The 21,707-nt window shown below is 45.1% G+C and carries 18 protein-coding genes; 5 read left to right on the top strand and 13 right to left on the bottom strand.

Annotated elements, in window-relative coordinates:
* Window positions 1-2 precede the first annotated feature (2 nt).
* Complete coding sequence (locus UWK_RS13075; protein ID WP_015404861.1) at window positions 3-1,379, top strand: cobyrinate a,c-diamide synthase; 1,377 nt, start codon at window positions 3-5, stop codon at window positions 1,377-1,379.
* 38 nt (window positions 1,380-1,417) lie between these two features.
* Here the strand turns inward: UWK_RS13075 and UWK_RS13080 are convergent, their stop codons facing one another.
* The 13 genes from UWK_RS13080 to UWK_RS13140 form a co-directional block, all read right to left on the bottom strand.
* Window positions 1,418-1,633, bottom strand: a complete 216-nt coding sequence (locus UWK_RS13080; protein ID WP_153304901.1) for a hypothetical protein — start codon at window positions 1,631-1,633, stop codon at window positions 1,418-1,420.
* Window positions 1,634-1,726: 93 nt separating this feature from the next.
* Window positions 1,727-2,179: a 4Fe-4S dicluster domain-containing protein gene (locus UWK_RS13085; protein WP_015404863.1), complete on the bottom strand. Its 453-nt coding sequence runs from the start codon at window positions 2,177-2,179 to the stop codon at window positions 1,727-1,729.
* Entirely contained in the window at window positions 2,176-4,290 is a 2,115-nt protein-coding gene (locus tag UWK_RS13090) for a molybdopterin-containing oxidoreductase family protein (RefSeq protein WP_015404864.1), read from the bottom strand. The genes UWK_RS13085 and UWK_RS13090 overlap by 4 nt, the downstream gene beginning before the upstream one ends.
* A 33-nt stretch (window positions 4,291-4,323) precedes the next feature.
* Entirely contained in the window at window positions 4,324-4,947 is a 624-nt protein-coding gene (locus UWK_RS13095) for a hypothetical protein (RefSeq protein WP_015404865.1), read from the bottom strand.
* 90 nt (window positions 4,948-5,037) lie between these two features.
* Window positions 5,038-6,756: a sulfite exporter TauE/SafE family protein gene (locus UWK_RS13100; RefSeq protein ID WP_015404866.1), complete on the bottom strand. Its 1,719-nt coding sequence runs from the start codon at window positions 6,754-6,756 to the stop codon at window positions 5,038-5,040.
* Window positions 6,757-6,904: 148 nt separating this feature from the next.
* Window positions 6,905-7,270: a response regulator gene (locus tag UWK_RS13105; protein ID WP_015404867.1), complete on the bottom strand. Its 366-nt coding sequence runs from the start codon at window positions 7,268-7,270 to the stop codon at window positions 6,905-6,907.
* Between the two features lie 13 nt (window positions 7,271-7,283).
* Window positions 7,284-8,867 (bottom strand): two-component system sensor histidine kinase NtrB, encoded by a 1,584-nt coding sequence (locus tag UWK_RS13110; RefSeq protein ID WP_015404868.1) that lies wholly within the window; start codon window positions 8,865-8,867, stop codon window positions 7,284-7,286.
* A complete protein-coding gene (locus UWK_RS13115; protein WP_015404869.1) occupies window positions 8,864-9,337 on the bottom strand; it encodes a hypothetical protein in 474 nt (157 codons plus the stop codon). Before UWK_RS13115 ends, UWK_RS13110 begins: the two co-directional genes overlap by 4 nt.
* 330 nt (window positions 9,338-9,667) lie before the next feature.
* On the bottom strand, window positions 9,668-11,092 hold the full coding sequence (locus UWK_RS13120; RefSeq protein ID WP_015404870.1) for a sigma-54-dependent transcriptional regulator: 1,425 nt from the start codon (window positions 11,090-11,092) through the stop codon (window positions 9,668-9,670).
* A gap of 3 nt (window positions 11,093-11,095) precedes the next feature.
* Window positions 11,096-12,079: a protein-tyrosine phosphatase family protein gene (locus UWK_RS13125; RefSeq protein ID WP_015404871.1), complete on the bottom strand. Its 984-nt coding sequence runs from the start codon at window positions 12,077-12,079 to the stop codon at window positions 11,096-11,098.
* Window positions 12,080-12,105: 26 nt separating this feature from the next.
* Window positions 12,106-14,499, bottom strand: a complete 2,394-nt coding sequence (locus tag UWK_RS13130) for a PEP/pyruvate-binding domain-containing protein (RefSeq protein ID WP_167320750.1) — start codon at window positions 14,497-14,499, stop codon at window positions 12,106-12,108.
* 170 nt (window positions 14,500-14,669) lie between these two features.
* Window positions 14,670-17,276 carry an OmpA family protein gene (locus UWK_RS18640; protein WP_015404873.1) on the bottom strand — a complete coding sequence of 869 codons (2,607 nt, stop codon included), beginning with the start codon at window positions 17,274-17,276 and terminating at the stop codon, window positions 14,670-14,672.
* 225 nt (window positions 17,277-17,501) lie between these two features.
* The gene (locus UWK_RS13140) at window positions 17,502-17,864 is read right to left on the bottom strand and encodes a hypothetical protein (protein WP_041916992.1); all 363 of its coding nucleotides are present in this window, start codon (window positions 17,862-17,864) and stop codon (window positions 17,502-17,504) included.
* 302 nt (window positions 17,865-18,166) lie between these two features.
* Between UWK_RS13140 and UWK_RS13145 the strand changes: the two genes are divergently transcribed.
* From UWK_RS13145 to argS, 4 genes are all read left to right on the top strand, one after another.
* Entirely contained in the window at window positions 18,167-18,355 is a 189-nt protein-coding gene (locus tag UWK_RS13145) for an indolepyruvate ferredoxin oxidoreductase subunit alpha (protein ID WP_015404875.1), read from the top strand.
* Window positions 18,356-18,439: 84 nt separating this feature from the next.
* Window positions 18,440-18,904 carry a hypothetical protein gene (locus UWK_RS13150; RefSeq protein ID WP_015404876.1) on the top strand — a complete coding sequence of 155 codons (465 nt, stop codon included), beginning with the start codon at window positions 18,440-18,442 and terminating at the stop codon, window positions 18,902-18,904.
* A 6-nt stretch (window positions 18,905-18,910) separates the two neighbouring features.
* Window positions 18,911-20,035 (top strand): alanine racemase, encoded by a 1,125-nt coding sequence (gene alr, locus UWK_RS13155; RefSeq protein WP_015404877.1) that lies wholly within the window; start codon window positions 18,911-18,913, stop codon window positions 20,033-20,035.
* The gene (gene argS / locus UWK_RS13160) at window positions 20,032-21,699 is read left to right on the top strand and encodes an arginine--tRNA ligase (RefSeq protein WP_015404878.1); all 1,668 of its coding nucleotides are present in this window, start codon (window positions 20,032-20,034) and stop codon (window positions 21,697-21,699) included. Before alr ends, argS begins: the two co-directional genes overlap by 4 nt.
* Window positions 21,700-21,707 lie beyond the last annotated feature (8 nt).

Below are 21,707 nucleotides of genomic sequence, written 5' to 3' on the forward strand. Positions count from 1 at the left end.
ATATGACGAAAGGAATAGTGGTGGCCGGACTTGCCGGAGGATCAGGGAAAAGCGTAGTTTCTGTTGGGTTAACTGCGGCCCTTGCACGGCAGGGAAAATTTGTGGTCCCCTTCAAGAAGGGACCGGATTACATTGATGCGGGATGGATGAAACTTGCTGCTGGAAGGAACTGTTATAATCTTGATCCCTATTTAATGAGCGAAGAAAGCATAAAAGCTTCACTGCTTTGCCACAGTGAAGGTGCCGATCTTGTCGTCCTGGAAGGTAACCGCGGTCTGTTTGATGGGGTAAATGTTGATGGTGGCTATTCCACAGCCGAACTGGCTCTTTCTCTCAATCTTCCAATATTGTTGGTGGTGAACTGTACCAAGACGACTCGAACCGTTGCGGCAATGGTTCTGGGCTGTATGAAACTTGATGAACGCGTGGATATTCGTGGCGTAGTCCTGAATCAGATTGGCACCAAAAGGCATCAGTCCATCGTCACTCAGGCAGTGGAAAAGTACACTGGCCTTCCTGTCCTGGGGGCAATTCCACGAATGAAATATGATATTTTCCCCATGCGTCACCTGGGTGTTACTCCACACCAGGAGTACGAGGGAAGTGAAGAGGCAATGCAGTTGCTTGCGGAGACTGCCGCTGAACACCTTGACCTCGAACGAATTCAGGAAGTAATGGAGCCGATAGGTTGCCGAAAAACAGTGGTGCCCGCCCATCCTCCTGAGAATAAACTTCGTATCGGCCTGTTAATGGACGCAGCCTTTCAATTCTATTATTCCGAAAATCTGGAAGCCCTTGAGCAGGAGGGAGCTGAATTGATTGCCATTGATGCCATGGTTGAGGATGTTTTGCCGGAGCTTGATGGTCTGTACATTGGTGGAGGTTTTCCTGAAACCAGTGCCGGGGCCCTCGCGGCTAATACCTCTTTTCGTGACTCAATAAAAACTGCTGCCGAGACAGGATTGCCGATTTATGCTGAGTGTGGTGGGCTGATTTACCTTGGTGAGTCTATAGAACTGGAAGGAGAGGTGTATCCTCTTGCCGGTGTTTTTCCCGTCCGTTTTGGTATGTCTCAAAAACCACAGGCCCATGGCTACTCGATTTTTACGGTAGAGGGAGAAAATCCTTTTTATGAAAAAGGTTCTGAAATAAAGGGACATGAGTTTCGCTATTCCACTATTATTGACTGGCCTGGAGACTCTGATGATCTGCCATTGAAGATGACAAGGGGAGTGGGCTTTTCGAAGGGACGTGAAGGGCTGGTTATGAATAATGTTCTGGCTCTTTACACCCATATACATGCCCTGGGGACACCCGAGTGGGCCAGGGGCTTTATGAGGCGCTGTCGTGAGGTAAAAGAAGAGGGTCTGCGGGAGTAGAGGTGAAGGGTTCCCCGCAGACCATATGCTGTGTTTGATTAATCCTCGGTGTGACAAACAATATCCGGTGTCAGAAACCAGATAGCTGCCGGTTTGCAGGACCAGACTTTGTCATCTTCTTCGACTACACAGTCTCCGAATTTCCACCCGAATTTTTCCAGATGCATGGTGAGCGTTTTTTTTGATGCTTCGTACACATCCCAATCAAAACCCTCAAGGTCAGAGACGCAAATCATTTCAATTTCTTTCTTCATATTCAGTCTCACTGTATTTATTTGATAATTTGTAAAGGTAATGCCGGATGGCCGGTAACGACCATCCAGCATATTATTTTACAATATCATATACTATATTTCCTGTAAGGTGACAAATTTCAGGGCATGGGTTGTACATTTCGTGACGCAGGCAGGTTTCAGCCCTGCATCCACCCGATCCATGCAATAGTCACACTTCACAGCCTTTTTTGTCTCAGGGTTCATCTGGGGAATTGTCCACGGGCAGGCACCGGCACAGGCCATGCAGCCAATACAGGCCTCTTCATTTATAAAAACAATACCATCCGGACGCTTGATCATGGCCTTGGTAGGACAAATGGGCACACAGAACGGTTCATCACAGTGGTAACAGGAACGAAAGGAAAATTCGGTTTTAGGGACCCCTTTTATAGTAGTTAAGGTTTCGTGATCGATTTCACAGAGGTATGGGCCTACCGGAAGGCTTTTATTCGTTTTACAGTGAACCTCGCAGCCGTGACAGCCTATACATCTTCTGGAATTGAGGTAGATCATGTATTTGTTCATAATTCGACCCTCCTCTTAGGATTACGGACACTGCGGCGCACGAGAACAAAAGACTCACAAAGATTTATTGCACCTCCTGCCTGATCCCAGTCATCAAGCTTGCCAATCATTAATTTCTGGTCACTGATTCCGGCGTGGTAAGAGCGGGTCTGCAATGGAATCTGCTTTCCGAATCCATGGACCATATAGACAGCTTCCGGATGAATGTAGTCTACAACGTGTGCATGCATTGGTCCTGAGTAACTTTCGTCTTCCGACGAAACGTTCACCAGGTCGCCATTGGCGATACCAAGTTTGTCGGCAGCCCTTGTATTAATCCACAGACTGTTTTCGGGCATCAGCTCCGACAAGAGCGGGTTGTTTGTCGTGTGACCATGACTGTGCACTGCGGAACGCCCGTACACCAGCCTGAACATACCCTTAGGTGGTTTAATGGGGGACTGATATTCCTTTAAAGAGGGTAGGCCGGCATCTTCCAGTTTTTTACTGATGATTTCAATTTTCCCGGATGGGGTATTAAACTGTCCTTCCAGTTTTAGAGGATCATACATTATGGGTTCGTCTGTGAGTGGAACAAAACCTTTCGCATCAAAATCAGCAATTGTAAATCCTGTCGGCTCCAGTTGCCAGCTCCAGAGTTCCTCTGCGCTGTTGTATGGGAAGTACTCTCCGATATCAACTCTTTCTGCCAGCTGTTTAAATATCCACCAGCCTGGTTTTGTGTCAAATTCCGGTTCCACGGCTCGTTTTCGTATGGCAAGACGAGGTTTTAAACTTTTCTGCACACAGATGGTACTTTCCCGTTCCAGATAAGTTGACTCCGGGAGTATAACGTCTGAAAACCAGCCGAATTCACTGTAATGGGTGTCAATGGAAACCAGAAGGTCACAGTGTTCAAAGGACATTTTCTGACGCTGCGGATCGGGCATTCCGGAGAATGGGTCGTGCCGCATTGCGATCCAGGCTTTAACAGGATAGGGATCCTCTTTTTCCATGGCATCGAAAAACAGGTGAGCGAGACCCGGCCCTTTATCAAAATGCTTATATTTCCAGCCGACACCATCAGCACGTTTTATATCTGGTTTTGGACAGTCAAGTGCCCGAAGTCCTTTTACGCCACAGTCCCCAGGGCCTTTAGGGATAAGGAGTCCACCCTTCTGTTCAATATTCCCCATAAGAACATTTAAGATATGGAGACCTCGACTGGCATAGAAAGAATCCTTGTAGCGGGACAGATTCCAGCCAGGGTGAAAAATCACCTTTGGCATTGCTGGTATTATTTCGTCAATAAAGGCATGGATGGCCTTTGCTTTGATACCACATTCCTTTGCCGCCCAGTCCGGGGTGTACTGTTCTACGAAATACGTAAGTTCATCAAAACCAGAGACATAGCGTTCGACAAAATCAGCATCGTAGGCATCTCTTCTGATCAGTTCATGAATCATCGCAAGGATAAGGGCGTAGTCTGTCCCTGGTCTTACCTGAAAAAAACGATCCGCCTTGATTCCTGTCATAGTCTGGCGAACGTCAACATAGGTCAGTTTTCCGCCATTTTCCAGCATATCCATAGTCTGGAGGTTTTCACCAATACGCAGTGAGGCAAACATATTACGGCCGAAGAGGATCAGATGTTTTGCGTTTTTTATGTCATAGATAAAACCTTTACGTCCTACGCCATTAATGGAAAGACTTGCATGGTGAGTGTTTCGTCCGCAGGTGCAGTCATGGTTGGTGTAGTTTGGAGATCCAAAGGCATGGATAAATGTTTTATACATATTTTGCCATGGGCCACCCCTTGATGAAAGAACCACGGATTCCGGACCATATTCAGTTTTGATCTTTTTCAATTTATTACTGATATAATCAAGTGCCGTCGGCCAGCTGACTTTCTGCCAGCGTCCCTCACCGCGGGCTCCCTCTCTAATGAGAGGTTGCTGCGGTCTTTCACGGTCAGCAACAAGAGCAGGCCCTGCAGATCCCTTGGCACAGAGAGCGCCACCGAGGATATGCTGGTTTCCTTCTATCCATGTTACTTTATTATTTTCTGACTCCACGCGGATGGGACAGCGCACGGTGCACATCCCACACATGGAGTAAACAGATTTTTTCATTTGAATTCCTCCTCTAAAGAAAACCGATCTGATTTACTTGGCAGCAACCACATGATTAATATTCAACTCCTTTATTATTTTGTTGCGTCTGTGTCGTTCAATTGCTTTTTTTAGAAATGTCCAGCCAATGTAGGAGGACACGAGTGAGACTAAATAGAAAAACAGAGATCCAATAAACACGGGGTCTCCGCTGGATGAGCCAAACTGCACAATGTACTCCCTACCGGTGAGTTCCATCAGCCTTTCAGGTCGATAATATGCATTTACATAGGACAGCACCATCAGGATTGGTAGATACATTGTGGCAAAACTCATTAACAGACCTTCAAGAAAATAATCATAATAGGCACGGTTAAGTTTTGCCTGATCAATGTTTTTTGCCATCCGTGATCCCTTTTCACGGTCTTCACAACGCATTGCCTCCTCTCTGACACCAAGCCAGTAGTTGAACTCTTCTTCCAGCATGATATGCCTTTTAGTGCGACATTTTTTCCCAAGAAACTTGGTGGAGAAAACTGTAGTGAGGGCAAGTAGTACAAGTATGAAAGCCGGTCCGGTGAGGTTGTGAATCGGGGAAAGCAGATTATCAACCATTGCTGCAAAAGAAAGAATGGCGGAGTAAATATACTCCCACATGATATCTAAGAAACGTTCCATGGTGTATCCATCAGCTTAATAATAAGTGGAAACTGGTTCACAACCCTTAAGTTGTGAACCAATTTCATTTAATGGGTCTGACTGTTATCCCTAGATCCAGTACTCAATCTTGAGGAAACGGAAGAACAGGAAGAATAATGTACAGGCAAGAACGATCTTGAGCGTTTTCTCACTGAACATCTTCTGACAACGACTACCAAGCATACCACCTGCAAAACCACCGATGATGATTGCTCCTGCTAGTACCATATCAGGGAGATATCCGTTCAGAACATATCCGATAAAAGAACCAATACTGGAGAAGCAGGTTCCGACGAGGGATATGGGAACGGCAACATACATTGGAAGGGCGGCAATTGTGGTCATCATTGGAACGAGGAGGAAGCCCCCACCAATACCAAATGCTCTGGAAACAATACCTACAATAATACCAAGGATTGCAAAGAGCAGTGGATTGATACGGAATTCCTCGCCCCAGAATTTAAAGCGGTAATCGGTAATGCCGGTTTTGATCGGTTCGATGGAACCCATTTCCATTGCTTCACCGGTTTCTTTTGCTTTTTTGACTGCAGCGTTGAACTTCTGGGTCATAGCCTTGATGTTCTTCCGCTTGTTCATTGCACCGGGAGTCAGTTCCATAAGAGTCTTGATACCCATGATAACAACCAGAACACCAAGCCACTCTTTATAGGCAGTCATGGAGACATATTGGGTCACATATGTACCTAACCAGATGGAACCGATAAAAATACCTGCACCAAAAGAAAGACCAACCGGCCAGGCAACACGTTTCTCAACCACGGCAAAACGGTAAAAGGAACCAAGTGGAGAGAACAGGGTAAGGGCGATATTTGATGGACGAAGAACGTTGGCAGCATTGATACCTACGGGACCAGCTGTCTGAACAAACAAAGCCTGGAAAGCACCCATCAACATACCACCGGCAGCACCGATCATTGAAAAATAGGTACCAACAAGAATAGCACCGATAACCACGACCAGAGGATTCATGTAACGATAGCCTTTCGCAAGCCAGAAACCGTTCTTTTCTATGGTGTAAGATCCGCTTTTGGTGCCGTTTACATATACATCAAAACCGGTGTCAGGCGCGGTATGACGAAATGATTTGAAAGAGGCTTTGAAATTTCCGGTGGCTTTGTCGAGATTTATGGATGTGCCCTTATCCCAGTAATTACCGCTTGAGGCATCGCCGATGACGGAGCGGGCAAAAATGACAACTTTACCCTTTTTATTCCCTTCTTTAACAACGGTATCTATACCATATGAATTCTCGTGGCCCCACTTGAACATATTCCACTGTTCAGCGGTTTTGATTGGACCAAGCATGTCTTTGGCGGCAACCTCATCAAAATTCTTTTTCAGCTTGAACATTGTGGTGTTGTAGAGTCCCTGGCCTTTTTTAAAGAGAAAGGAGGGGCCACCAAATTTCTTATCAACATCACTACCAAAAGCTTCTCTGTTGGTTGTCAACATGTAGTAAAGAGGGGGAATCTCAGTATCCATTGTAAAACCGGCCTTTTCACCATTCTGAGGCAGCTTCTTTTTTTCGTAGGTGCCGACGGATGATTGTCCGGCAAATTCTGTGACATTACCTTTGAACATTGCCTGCTGTGCAACAGCGATATAAAGGTCCTGGCCTGGCTCAATTTGTCCCTCTATGGTAATCGTGTCACCAGCCTTGTATTTATCTGCTGAGACTGTAGCACCGGCAAATGAACTGCTTTGCAAGGCTAAAAGCCAGATTGAAATCACCATCAAGGATATTGATAGTTGCTTGCATTTCATCATCTTCATATCTCCTTTTTTTGATTAATATAACCAGAGTGAAGCCCTATCGTACGTAGCTTCTCTTGTGCTCCTTCTGTTAAAGATCCCTTTTAATTCCTGGTTTCTACCTCCTTTTTAATAGTCGCTGTTATCAAGATGTGTGGAAAGCTCATCTGGCGAGGTTGAGTACCTTTTCCACCTTCTCTTCAAGTTCATCACGATCAATAGGTTTCACACAATATTCATCGGCGCCCAGGCTGATAGCCTCACGGGCGGTTTCTACGGTCGGATATCCGGTAAGCATGATCACCCGAATGGAAGGATCAATTTTTTTTAGAATTGCCAGGACCTCAACTCCATTCATCTTTTTTAACTTTATATCGAGAATGGCCAGGTCGATTTTGTGCATTTCAGCATGGGTAATGGCATCCTCTTCTTCTGTGAAGGTGTGAACTGTATGTCCTTTTTTACGAAGAATTTTTCCTATGAGCACTGTTGCATCGCGGATATCATCAAGGGTTATGATCTCTGCCATATGTACCTCTGAGTTACTGGTTCTTAGGTTTAAGGGTATCGCTATCCCTTTCGTCCGATATAGCTGGAAGGGTAACGTGAAAAGCTGTTCCGCCAGGGGATTTTCCGGTTTCGTTGTCAGTAACAGGAGACTCTATATCTATTCTTCCCTCGTGTTCCTGAATGATGCCGTAGGAGACTGAAAGACCAAGACCGGTACCTTTGCCAACGGGTTTGGTCGTGAAGAATGGGTCAAAAATAGAGGAAAGAATTTTTTCAGGTATACCGTGTCCGGTATCCATGACTGTTGCTATAACTTCTCTGCTGTCTTCACTGTTACGGGTCCTGATGTAGAGTTCACCACTCCCCTGGTCTTCCATTGCATGATGAGCATTATTGATAAAATTAATGAAAACCTGACGTAACTTTTCAGTGTCTCCGATGACACTGTTCAGGTTGGGGCTCAAATTTCTGTGGACCGTAATATGATCAATATTCAGTGAGTGTTCAGTTACGGCAAGTACATCGGTTACTATTTCATTGATGGAAATAATGTCCTTAGAGCTTTCTCCCTGTCTTGCAAATTTCAGAAGGTCGGCTACAATTTTCCGGCACGTTTTTGTTTGACGTCCTATGACTTCCAGGCTTTCTCCTTCTTCGGTGTCTGGAGGAAAATCGTCCATCAGCAGTTGGGAATAGCCGAGTATGACGCCGAGAGGTGTGTTTATTTCGTGGGCAACTCCCGCCGCCATCTGACCGATCGAAGCCATTTTTTCACTGGATGCCAGCTGGGCCATCATCGTCTTAACACGGGTAAGATCCTTGGCTATTCCTTCACAGCCAGTGAATTCACCGGCATCATTATGGATAGCGTTGGCAGAGAGAAGAACGTAGATGATACTGTCATCGGCTTTTTTGAATTCAACCTCAAGATCTTCGACAAAGCCACGAGTGAGAATTTCTTCAAAGTAGTTATCAAGATCGTCTTCATGAGAAAATATGTCCCATAGATTCAATGATGGCGGATCATTGAATGGGTATCCAAGCATTTCAAGACCCGATGCATTCATATTGACCAGCCTGTTGTCTGAATCACAAAAATAAATCATGTCCTTTGAGTTGATGAAAAAGTTTCTGAATTTTTTCTCAGAGGCAGAGAGCTCTTTGGTACGGCTTTCGACCATTTCTTCAAGGTGACTATTCATCTCGTGGAGTTTCACTCCCGCCTGCTGAAGTTCACTATTGGCGGTTTTGAGACTTCTAGCCTTTTCCTCAATGGCACGATATCCTTCTATTCCTTTATGGTAATAGATGGTAACTGCCGCGAGAGAAGTCATAAGAAGTGTATTGAACCCTCCGGCCAGTGGAGCGAGAGTTCTCCACTGGTCATCGTTTCCGCTGATAAGTAAAACCTGTTTGACAAGATGTCCCATCGCTCTTGATACGGCAAATGCGGACAGTGTCATGCAGAAATAGAACAAGAACCCCCAGAGAAAGTTGTCCGGTTGTTCTTTTGTTAAAAGAAAAGCGTAGCGTAGGGAAAGAAATGAAAAAATAATTATGATAACGGAGCCGATCATGTCTGTGAAGTCGGCTGGAAACATGCTGAGACTACTCATGTCTTCACCTTATCGCGGATTCCGAGGTAGAGAGAACGGAGACAGAGGTACAGACAGAACATCGCAGGAACGCTAAAAAGATGATCAAGTTTTGTGAAATAATATATCAGTTTCGTTGCGGTGATTGGGCCCGTAATTTTTGTAGACAAGTATCCGTTGTCTCGGGCAATGTCAGTTACCTCGATATGTTCGCTCATCCAGTGCCCGGTAAATGCAACGATATTCCAGAAAATCATGAAGATGCAGAACATCTGGAGGAAGCGCCATCCTTTGCTGGGAAATGAACTTCTGCGAATATCCCAGAAGAGGTAGCAGAGCGCGGCAAGAAAAAAGATGTGGGCCAGCTGATGCACATATATCCCTTCAGGGGCAGCATGGGATTGGAGTGCCTGGGCTTGATTCGGAAAAATAAGAAATACTGTAAGGAGGAACAAACAGAATATCTTGTGTATTTTCCTGGAATGAATCATTTGACTCCTGTGCAACAATTTAGAGGCAGTATGGAGGAGCTGTTCTTGGCAGCAATGTCGTCTGGCCCATTGGCCAATACAGGATGAACAGTATTGTTTTCTGCAGCATCTATTTCAATTGCTGGCCCACATCTGTAGGAAGTGTTGCACATGTGATGCCAGAAATGAAATTCAATATGACAAAATAGAAATGAGCTGTTGTAACAGGGAATTGAGTTGGATTCGTTTTGGGAGTATTTGCCAGGGAAAAGCCGTTCGAAAGAGGAATGAGCGATTTTGGTGCAATATGAATGTTTCAGTGCAACAAATATATTGCAGGTGGTTAAGAACTTACTTATAGGTACTTGACTGGATAGCGTGTTTACGCATGAGGCGTTGAAATGCCTGACGTTCCATGCAACTGGCCCTGGCAGCAGCCGTGACGTTACCCTTACTGTTGTGCAGGCAGTTTTTTAGATAGGAAATTGTAAAATCTGAAATGATGGTCTGTTTTGCATCTTTATAGGGAAGGGAGTGAATATTTTGTGGAAGAGGAAGCTGGGAGGGATCATAGTTGCAGGTATTGTTACCATCGTCATTTTTTAAATCATGTACAGTCAGGATGTGGTCAGAAGCGAGCAGGACAGCTCTGTTGATAATATTCTGAAATTCCCTGACATTTCCCTTCCATGGCTGTTGCATCATGCACTGCATGGCTTCTTTGCTGAAAGACAAATTTTCTCTTTCATACTCAATCGCATACATCTTCAGAAAGTGCTGGGCCAGTAATGGGATGTCTTCCTTCATTTCACGTAAGGAGGGGAGTACAATGTTCATTACATTCAGTCTATAGTACAGATCCTCTCTGAATTCTCCTTTCTCGATTTTTTCCTCAAGATTCTGATTCGTTGAAGCAAGAACCCGGACATCGACTTTGATGGTTTTGGTCTGGCCAAGAGGTTGGATCTCTTTTTCCTGAAGGACTCGGAGTAATTTTGTCTGGAGACTGACAGGAATATCGGCAATTTCATCGAGTAAGATAGTTGAGCCTTCGGCTTCAAGGAATAAACCATCTTTGTCGTTGTCTGCGCCGGTAAATGCACCTTTGCAGTAGCCAAAGAGTTCACTTTCCAGGATTTGCTCAGGAAGTGCAGGGCAATTTACGGTGATCATCTTTCTGGCAGCACGCTTTGAGGAAAGGTGCACCGTACGTGCGGCGACTTCTTTACCTGTTCCAGATTCACCCCGAATAAGAAGTGTAGCATCGCTTTTCCCATAACGGATAAGCAGGTCAACCGCCTGTCGAAGGGGTTTTGACTTGCCAATAAATTGAGTTGAATTGCAATTATTAATGACCTGTTGCTGCAACCTTTGGTTTTCTTTCAGCAGTTTGGTGCGTTCCATGGCACGTTTGACAACTTGACTGATTTTGTCATTGTCAAAGGGTTTCTCGAAAAAGTCATAAGCTCCCTTTTTGAGTGCCTTGACGGCCATCTCAACGGTACCGTAGCCAGTCATGATAATAGTGGAAATAGTTGGGTCCGTAGTCTGTATAAATTCGAGAAGCTGCAGACCATCGGTTTCAGGCATAATAATATCAGTAAGGACGACGTCGGGCTTCCAGCCTTGTATCTGTGTCTGTGCCTCTGCGCCAGTATTGGCAAGTGATATGTCGCAGTCACATTTTTTAGCCAATACCTTTTTCAGGAGATTGAGAAGATCTCGTTCATCATCAACAATCAGAAGTCGCATCTTTTTCTCTGCTTCACCATTCATTGGCTATTTCTCTGCTACCTTGAGCATGGCCTGGAAGTAATGCTGAACAAAGCGACCGGATATGGTGTCGAGTATCGAGAAGGATGGTATCTCCTCGGGCGGGAAGGACCCAGTCAAGGCAAAGAAGACATCTCGTGAAAGGGTGCTTATCATAGATGTTATTTTCTCAGTGTTTCTCTCATCTGTCAAGTTCCTGCAGTGAACAGGGCGTTCCCTGGCGATGAGAGAGCACGTTCCATTTTGTAGAAGAGGACAGGTGGTGAAAATTTTATCGTTGGTATATTTTTGTGCCAGGGATGCAGCCTTATGGATAACGGCTTCACGAGCACTGCTTGTCAGTGAGAGGTTCATATTATGACTGACAAATACTGCTTCGATTAGTTGTAGTTCAAAGTATTCATGACAGCATGGTTCGTCTTTGATCCATTGCGCGTCTTCTTCATCACTCTGCCTGGCAAACTCTGAGACTATTGCCTGATATTCTACAAAAAAAGGAGTTAAATCTATGGTACTGTCGTGCTGTATACTGGCTTCACGGGCGATGAGCTTTCCCTGTTTCTTGCCGTACTTCTTGAGGAGCTTCCATTGACTGTAATTTGTTGGTGTGGCCCGCGTTGTTTGTAAGGTTTTCTCAGCAAGTTTCAAACCCAGACCACGCCTGAGCAGATAGGCCGAGACAAAAGTTCCTGTGCGACCAATACCATGACGGCAGTGAACCAGAACCTTTTTTTTTAGATAAATTGACTCATCAAACCAGTGCAGAGCTTTTTCCATTGCCTCCATTTGGGGAGCACATTCGTCGTGGACAGGGAGGTAATATACCTCAAACCCTGCCTGCTCTTCAAGCTCGTGAAGGTCACTGAATTCAGCACAGAGATTGACAATGGCATTGATTCCCTGTTCTTTTATGGAATCCAGTTCTTCATAGGACATAGGGGCATGTCCAACTGCCAGTTGATTTGTTATCCAGGTAAGTTCATAAGACATAGGAGGAGCCCTGATGGTCTACTGAGTTACAGCACCCGAAAGAATTTATCGATTTGTTGTTCTACCATTTCAGTATCCTTGAGGCGCATATCCATCTGTTTGGTTACTCCCAGAAGCTTTCCCAAAGACTCTATGCGTTCCATAAGACTGTCAGCTGAAATACCGCTTATTCTGGCGTCGAGAAGATCTCCTTTGATTGTAACATCAAAACCAAGGCGGCTAAGTACTTTGTCCAGAAAAAGGATTCGAAGCTCGCGTCCTTCAAATTCACCACCGCCTCCGGCAAAACGCAATGTGCAATAACTGGTGGTGGAATCTGGTTCACAAAGAGCATCGATAACAGTGAAATGATATCCAAAACGGATGTTCATATTCAAGTAATCTTTTCCAAGAACGGCATAACTTGCAGAATCGGAATTTGATTGAAAGGCAAAGGCATCACTCATTGCCATGCGGTCATATCCCTTCCAGTCATAATAGGTCTGTTCGCCCCAACTGATATCAGAATGATTAAAACCACGCCATAACGCCTGAAAGGGAGATGAACGTATCAGGTCCACTGTTATTATCTGGAGTGCGGAGGCATGTTTATCAAGTCCTTCATCCACATCTACAATAAACACTTCGAAGGGAAGCTGGGTCTGAAGTTTCTTTTTCCCACCCTTGATGGTGCTGCAGCGATCCCCTATGGAAAACATGCTCTGGACCGCCATTTCATGGGAAAAACGGATAATGTCATGCAATGAGCGACAGGATTCCGGCGCAAAATCTTTTGACTGTGGATCGAGTAGCTTTAAAGGTGTTATAAAATCAAGGACAGTTCGCAGCTTACTGAAAAATGGGAGATCTTTATCTCTTTTATAAACAGGGGAAGGCTTTACTTTAGGAGAGTGTGCTCCTGAGTAGACCGTGCGTGTATCTGCCACAAGAGTGATAACCTCGCCATGTTGAATGCGGGAAATGTCTTTTCCAACGCCAAGGAGGAGTGGGACTCCAAACTCTCTGCAGACGGTGGCGAAATGCCCGGCAGCACTCCCGAGTTCAGCAATAACTCCATCGACCCGATGGAGAACTCGCACATAGCTTGGAAGGGTTTCATGGAGCACCAGAATGTGGCCCGGTTCTATTGTGTCCAGAGGATTTTCTGCATCAGGAACCCATGCCCTGGCAGAGGCAAATCCTGATGAGGCCATTACACCACCATGAAAGAGTAACGATTCTTTATTGATAGACAGCTCAGAAGGTATGTTGTTTTCAGATTTGTAAAGATGTAATTCCCGAGTTTGAAGGAAAACAAAGGTTCCATCACCTTGCAGTGCCCATTCGATATCCTGAGGCCTGTCGAAATGGCGTTCAATGCGAAGAGCCATTTTACCGAGATCCTCTATCTGGGTCGTGGTGAGGAGTTTTTGTTTTGAGCTCTGCGCAGCAACTGGCAGCGTTGAGTTTTTATCAACTGTAAAAACCTCGGGTATTACAGTACCGCTGACAACTGCATCACCAAGGCCAGAGGTGGCGTGGATATACAGTTTGTCTTCTTGAGTTCCTGAGGGATTGATGGTGTAAACAACACCTGCCGTGACTGCATCAACCATGGTCAGTATCATGACCGCCATGGGAGTTTCTTCGTCGCTGAGGCCGCAGTTAATTCTGTAGGCAAGTGCCTCGGGGCTGTATTTACTGCAAAGTACATCAAGGTAGGCATCAAGGAGTTTGTCTGTTTCCACGTTGAGATAGCTGGAGTATTGGCCGGCAAATGAGCATTGCCCATCCTCGCTGAGAGCACTGCTTCGGACAGCGAAGCGCATGTGTGAGCCTTTTTCGGTCTGAAGTCTTTTCCCGGCATATTTAAGAGCCTCGATGATTTCGGGGGGGATTTCTGCTCCCTTGATCAGGTCTATAATAGCAACAGAAATTTCAGACAAAAGCCGGGTGGATGTGATGTCTGTTTTAGCGAGTAATGCATTAATGGCCGGTCGCAGATCATTATATTCGAGAAGATAGGAAAAACAGTTTGTTGTGAGGACATATCCTGAAGGAATAACAAGGTTGAGTTGCTGGTGTAGCTCTGCCAGAGTACTGCTTTTTGCACCAGCAAGTTGTGTGGTGAGTGCCTCATCATGTAATGGAAGGATAAAAGGTTTGCCGAAATGTAACTCAGGGGGGGCGAAAAAAAAGCGACAATAAAAGTTAAACTTATTGAAATAGGCGGGCAGGTCTATATAGGAACCGGGTGCCATACGTTGAAGGTTGATAACCATACCTTCAACGTTTTCAGCAAGGGATTCATATTTCAGGGAAATTTTACAAAAATCTTCTTTCTTTCCCTGGTAGTAGAGGCTTTCAAGGTCTGCCATGATTTCATGGCATTGACTGTCAAAGGCCAGCAAATTCTGGAAAGCCTCATAGGTTGTTCGCAACACAGCACCGGGTGCGAATACCCTGTATGTCCAATACTTGAAAAGATTGGTCAACATTGCCTGAGAGGATTTTTGGATAATGCCTCCTTTAATCAGCGATGAAAAGGATAAACTAATTACAGATCATAGAGTTGTAAAATCACTAATCCGGGTTCGTTTCAGGTAATACGTTACTCGACGGTTTCTGGGCTGACTGCTTTTTCCGTTTCCTGCGGCGTGGCTGTTTGAATTTTTCTGAGTTCCACTCTGCGATTTTTTGAACGACCGGTGTCTGTTGTGTTGTCAGCGATCGGCTCTGCAGCACCATATCCTTTCGCCTGGAGGGAGTCAGCAGAAACACCTTTGGATACCAGGTAATTCAGTACGGATTGGGCACGCTGGGTGGAGAGTTGCAGGTTTGATTCTTCCTCACCAATTGAATCGGTATGGCCAGCTATTTCCATCTGGAGATCAGAATTGATCTGAAGAATGGCTGCGGTTGTATCAAGTGCATGATGAGCGTCTTCAGTGAGTTCTGCCGTTCCAAATTGAAAGCTTATTCCTTCAAGAACAACCGTGGTCTGTTCTTCAGTACATCCGGCATTATCAATTGCTTCACCGGAATTGCTGCCGGGACAGAGATCGAGCCTGTCAACCAGGCCATCACCATCCGAGTCTTTCTCACACCCCTGTTCATCGACTTTGGCCCCTTTAATAGTGTCCGGACAGGCGTCCTCAGCATCTGATATGCCATCGTTATCACTATCGGTGGTCATAAGCTTGAGTTTGTCCCGTTCAGCAGTCAGTGCCGAGAGACTTGTTTGCAGTGCGGTGACTTCGGCAAGGCTTTTCGTCAGATTTTCCTGATTGGCGTTGAAAGAGTCTTCCAGCTCTTTGTTTGTATCTTTAAGGGCTGTCACTTGTTCCTTAATGGATTCAATTAATGCTGTTTGCTCATCGGCTGCAGCTTTTGCAGTGGCGGCTTCCTCAGTCAGTCTTTCAATCTCTTGTTGTTGCACAGTACTAGTGTCTGTCTCATTGCTTTGTTGAGCTTTTGCCTCATCGAGGGCGGTCTGGAGAGAGGCAAGTTGTTCATTATTCGTGCTAAGTTGATCGGTAAGATTTTGAATAGTTGCGTCTTTTTGTGAGACAAGAGCAGTATGTTCTTTAATCTGGCTATCGGAAAGGGCCTTAGCGGCGGTAAGATCTGCGACGAGTTGTGCGATCTTCTGTTCCTTTTCGGCACCATCGTTGGCCGTAATTTGGGAGGTTAATTGTTGTATGGTTGCTTCTTTTTCAGCTAGAGTAGAAGAAATTTGATCAATTTCTTTCTGTAAATCGGTTGAGTGCTTTACAGCTGTTTCCGTCGCAGCAGTTTGTTGATCAAGAAGACTCTGCAGAGACTCGACCTGCTGGGCATGCTGTTTGTCTGTATCTGTTTGTTGAGTACTCAGGGTCTCAATTTCTTCACGGGCCTGGGAAAGAGCAAGCTGGACTTCCCCAAGAGCAGATTTTGCAGGTTCAAGCTCTTTGCTGAGTGAATCGTTTACCGCTTGCAGTTCAGCAAGAGTTGTTTCAGAGTGGGTGCTGTTCTCAGTGAGGAGCGCATTTTGTTCACTCGCTTCTTTCAGTTGTTGTTCAAGGGAACTGAGCTTTTCTGTCAACTGAGCAGTGACTTCCTGATTTTGTATGATGATATTTTCAATTTCCTGATCTTTGTCAGTCAAAAGGATCTGCAACTCGGTCAGTGTTTGGCCAGCTTCTTCTTTCATGTGGTGCAATTTGTTAAGCTCATCGCTTAAAAACTGATTGTCTGTCTGCAGCAGTAGCAGCTTTTCCTGGTTTTCAGCATTGCTGTTTTCGCTTACCTGCAGGTCATTGAGCAAATCCTGGAGGTGTGCACTCTGCTCATTGATTTGTGACTGTAAAGTGGTGTTACTGAGTTCAAGTTCCTGGATTTTGGTAATAGCTGCGGCGAGTCTACCATCTTCAGCCGGGGTGGGCTGTTGATTCATCTTTTCAATAAGGGCACTAATTTCAGCTAGAGCGGCGTCTGTGGGCCTCTGAGTGGTTGCTGATGCTCCGGGCTGACCAGTGGTTCCGGACAGTTGTTCAAGTTGTTCCTGGAGGTCAACAACCTGTTGGGTTTTACGTGCCAGTTCGTCAAGCACCAGGGATAAATTCATTGCCTTGGTGTTGTTGGCACTTCTTGAATGCTTTATTGTTTCTGTACTTGCTTCAAGCTGTTCTTTATATAGTGCAATGGCCTCATCTTTTTCCTTAAGGGCGGCGGCCAGCATTTTGAGTCGTGCGTCTTTGTGCTCAAGGGAATTCTGTGATGTCTTGAGATGCCTGGTTATCTCATGGATCTCTGCTTCGAGGGCACCTTTTTCTTTTTCTGCACTGGCCAGTAGTTTCTGTTGTTCATCAAATTGTTTTTGAAGGGTGGTGAATTCGACCATGCGTTTACTGGCATCATCAAGTTGTTTGTTCAGCTGTTCGTGAAGGTCTTTTACCTGCTGCTGGTATAATGCTTTCTCTTTTTCGATGGCAGTTATAGTATTCGAAAGCTCGGGGATAAGGTCATTTTTCTTTCGGGCATTTTCGGCAGAAAGAGTTGTTTCTTTAAGTGTCTGCTGTATCTCACTGATCAGCTGTTCCTTTTTTTTGACGGTTTGCTGGATGTCTTGTTTATCAAGTGCCAGTTGAGCACTTTTCTGCATGTAAAAAATAAGAAAAAGAGAAATGATAAGTATGGTGAGTATACTGCCGTAGACGATTTTTGCTGTTGACCCCATAATTTTTACCCCGGAAGAAAATTGAACGCCTATATTTTGTAATATTGTATATTAGTGGTACTGATGAGTACCTTTAATCTGTAAACAGAATAACTTGGCTATTGATACCCCCTCTTAGTTCCAATTGCAAGTTGTCTGAGTAATAACTCGAGTAAAGAGAAAAAGGAGAAGAAGGGAAAGTTCAGATCCAACCTCCCTGTGCTTCAGTAAACAGCACCTGAAAATCTAATTTACGGTGGGAGCAGTTCCTAAAACTTTTGCATTGATTTTTTCTTTCTGGCTATCACTTGGTTCAGGTTTGCTCCAGTGGATAAAGGCCTCAGTTACCCGCATATAGTCACCATCATCTTTTTTACATAAGTCACAGATGCTTTCTGCCTGGTCGCGGTATATGATGAGCTTAGAGGCTGGTTCACCATCTTTTGCCACTGCAGCCATCTTTTTACAGCCGCATGCCAGGCGAACTATAACCACACCGATGCCGTCGGGACTTCCCTCAAGGATTCCTTCAATCATGGCTTCTTCGTTTTTTTCGGCAACCAGCGTTTTAGTTTTTGTTTTCCCAGTGGATTTATTTTTTTTTGCCATTTTCTTGTCTCTCTGCATTTCTATTATTAATGAATTGTTAGGAGTTTGTACTATAAGACGGATTGATTTCAGGTCAATGTTTTTCGGGTTCATTCTGGTCTGATTTCAGCGCTAGCAGGGGAGATTGAGCTTTTCACAATATATCCCCTTTAAACGTTAGAATTATACTTGACAAAAAGCAGGTGTTGAATTACTTGGTCTATACACGAAACAAGTGTTCCAGTTTGCGTTAATGCTTATGGAGACTGAAAAAGATACCTTTTGTATCTTTTTTAATTTTTTATTTATTTTAGGAGGTTATTATGGCTTGGGAAGTAGTTGTAGACAAAGACAAATGTGCTGGTGATGAAGAATGTGTAAACGCTTGTCCTGCTCAGGTTTACGAGATGGTAGACGGAAAAGCAGAGGTTGTTGAAGAAGACGAGTGTCTCGGTTGTGAGACCTGCGTTGAAGTTTGTCCTGAAGGCGCTATCACCGTAACTGAAGTCTAAGTCATTTAGAACTCGGTTTGTTGCAAGCCCATTCTCCCGTCAGGGAGGATGGGCTTGTCTTATTTATGGGGTAGACAAATTCAAATGGCTGGGAAACTTTCCAAACTCAAACCAGGTGCATCCCGATCGGTACATCTTCTGGTAGCAGCAACACTGTGGACAGTTGTCGGTATCTCTCTGATGTCCAGGGGGATTGTGTGGCTGAATGGGCTTGGACAACTGTGGATTGTACTCCCTGGTCTGCTGCTGGGTTCTCTTAAATCCCTCTTTATGCTGGATCGTTCAGCCATAAAAAGTATAAATCGCATAATCGCCACCCGTGATGGCCGATGTATCGGTGGTGTATATTCAGTTAAAACCTGGCTGCTGGTGTTGCTCATGATGGCAGCAGGCTGTCTCATGCGTAATTCGAGTCTGCCAAAAGAGTTGCTTGGACTGTTTTATGTCTCCATCGGCTGGGGCCTGTTGTTTTCATCGAGAACTGCCTGGGTTGCCTGGAAAAAAGGTGACGAAGTTCCTCTAAAGAAAAACACGGGTATGGGCGTGTAGATTGAAATGAGCACTTCTTTTAATCAGATTCTGATAAGTCGTTCAGCCCTTTGCCACAATTATCGTCTTCTCTCAGAACGTGTAGGGAAAACCGCCCACTTACTTGCCATGGTCAAAGCTGATGCTTATGGTCACGGGATGATTCAGACTGCAGGTGTTCTGAATAATGCCGGATGCCGTCATTTTGGTGTGGCTGAAGTTGGTGAAGGAGTTCAGTTACGAGAGTCAGGTGTTGAAGGGGCTATTTTTGTCTTTCTTGGCTTTGATCCCCTGGATGTCTCACTTTTTTTTGAGTATGATCTCATTCCTGTGATTTATGATCTTGAGAGTGCACGTGTATTATCCCTTGAGGCCGTAAAGCGTGATACAGTCATAGAAGTTCATGTGAAAGTGGACTGTGGAATGACTCGCCTCGGGATATTTCCGGAAGCGTTTGGAGTTTTTTCCTCTGCACTGCAGCAATTACCTGGGATTACCTTGACTGGTATCGCCAGCCATTTTCCGCGATCCGATGAGGCAGATTCCGACCATACTTCCAAACAGTTTTTACGCTTTGAAAAGCTTTTTGCCATTGCCGGGCATGCAGATACACTTATAAAACATATCGCTAACTCCGGCGGAGTTCTCTATTTCCCTCATACATCTTGTGATATGGCCAGGGCAGGGATATCGCTCTATGGCTACTATCCTGATGGAATGATTGGAAGTGCAGCCGAAAATGGGGAACAGTTGCAACCTGTCATGTCCTTTGTTACACGAGTCCTTCAGGTGAAAACTGTACCGGCCGGAGTTGGAATCAGTTATGGCCATACCTACGTCACCAGTCGTGAGACACGTCTGGCTGTGCTCCCGGTTGGCTATGAAGACGGTTTGTCACGAAGTCTCTCCAATAAAGGGGAAGTTCTCGTTCATGGTGAGCGGGCAAAAGTGAGGGGCCGCATCTGCATGAACTTATGCATGGTTGATGTCTCCCATATTGAAGGTGTTCAGGCAGGGGATGAAGTAATTATTCTTGGCCGACAGGGAAAGGACACCATAAGCGGTGATGAAATCGCGGGGTGGATGGATAGTATCTCCTACGAGGTACTCTGTCTCTTTGGAAATAATAACGAAAGAAAATATATAGAATGATTCTTGAACGATTACAGAAACTGGTTGATGGCTGTTTTGAAAGAGGAGTGAATGAAGGGAAGTGGTCTGCCAAGGCTTCCGGAAAATATTCACTTGAAGTTCCAAAACGTGATGGCCAGGGGGATTACTCTACCAATATGGCCATGGTCATGGCTGGAATGGAGAAAAAAAATCCTCGGGAGATTGCTGGAGCATTGCTGGAACTGCTTGGTGAGGATGACAGCATCATCGAAAAACTGGAAATTGCAGGTCCCGGGTTTGTGAATATCTTTCTCAAGAAACAGGTGTGGCAGGATATCATCAATCCAGTGCTTGCGGCCGGGAAGACCTATGGTCAATCCAGGGTGGGAAATGGCAAAAACGTTATGGTTGAATTTGTCAGTGCCAATCCAACCGGGCCATTAAGCATTGGACATGGTCGTCAGGCTATTCTTGGTGATGCCATTGCCAGATTGCTCGAAGCGACGGGTCATTCAGTGTACCGTGAATATTATTTTAATGATGCCGGACGTCAGATGCGGGTACTTGGTCAATCCACCAGGGCACGTTATCTTGAACTCCAGAACAAGCCATTCGAATTTCCTGAGGATGGATATCAGGGAGAGTATATTCAGGACATTGCGCAGGAACTCTACAATGAACAGGGTGACGCACTGGTAGACGAGGAGGACACACTTCCTTTTACTCAAAAGGCAAAAGATGTTATTTTTGCTGATATTTCCTCAACTCTGAAACGAATGGGGATTGTCTTTGACAACTATTACAACGAGCACTCCCTCTACGATGAAGGGCATATTGATTCCGTTGTAAAAGAACTTCGTGAAAAAGGGCTGGTATACGAGAAGGATGATGCCGTCTGGTTTAAAACAACTGAATTTGGTCATGACCAGGACAGGGTGATTATTAAAAATACTGGTGAACCCACATATAGACTCCCTGATATTGCCTACCATCGTGAAAAATTTAAACGTAATTTTGACTGGATGATAGATGTTTTCGGCTCGGATCATATTGCCACCGTTCCTGATGTGATGGCAGGACTTGAGGCCCTCGGGTACGATTCACAGAAGGTTACTGTTGTTTTACATCAGTTTGTAACGCTTACCCGAAATGGCAAGCAGGTTAAAATGTCCACCCGTAAGGCAACCTTTGTCACGGTTGACGAACTGCTTGATATGGTCGGTCCCGATGTTGCCCGATTTTATTTTATGATGCGCAAGGCCGACAGTCAGCTTGAGTTTGATCTGGATCTTGCGACGAGTGAAGAAAAAGATAATCCTGTCCACTATGTTCAGTATGGTCATGCAAGACTCTGCTCAATCATGCGCAAGGCTGAAGAATTGGGGATGGAAAATAATAGTGTGTGTAATGCTGATCTTTCGCTCCTGAAGGAACCGGAAGAGATACAACTATTAAAACGTATGGCCTCTTTTCCCGGATCCGTGGAATCGGCTGCACTTGATCTCGCGCCACACCGTGCCATATTTTTCCTGATGGAACTTGCAGGGGACTGGCATAGTTATTATAACAAACACAAAGTGATAGATCCTGAAAATGTTCCCCAGGCAGTTACCGACGCCCGCCTTTGTCTGGTTGCAGCTTTGCGGCAGGTTTTTAAGAATGGATTGGAAATGCTCGGTCTGACTGCTCTGGAGAAAATGTAGTAACACAG

It is taken from the genome of Desulfocapsa sulfexigens DSM 10523, assembly GCF_000341395.1.
GTDB lineage: Bacteria > Desulfobacterota > Desulfobulbia > Desulfobulbales > Desulfocapsaceae > Desulfocapsa > Desulfocapsa sulfexigens.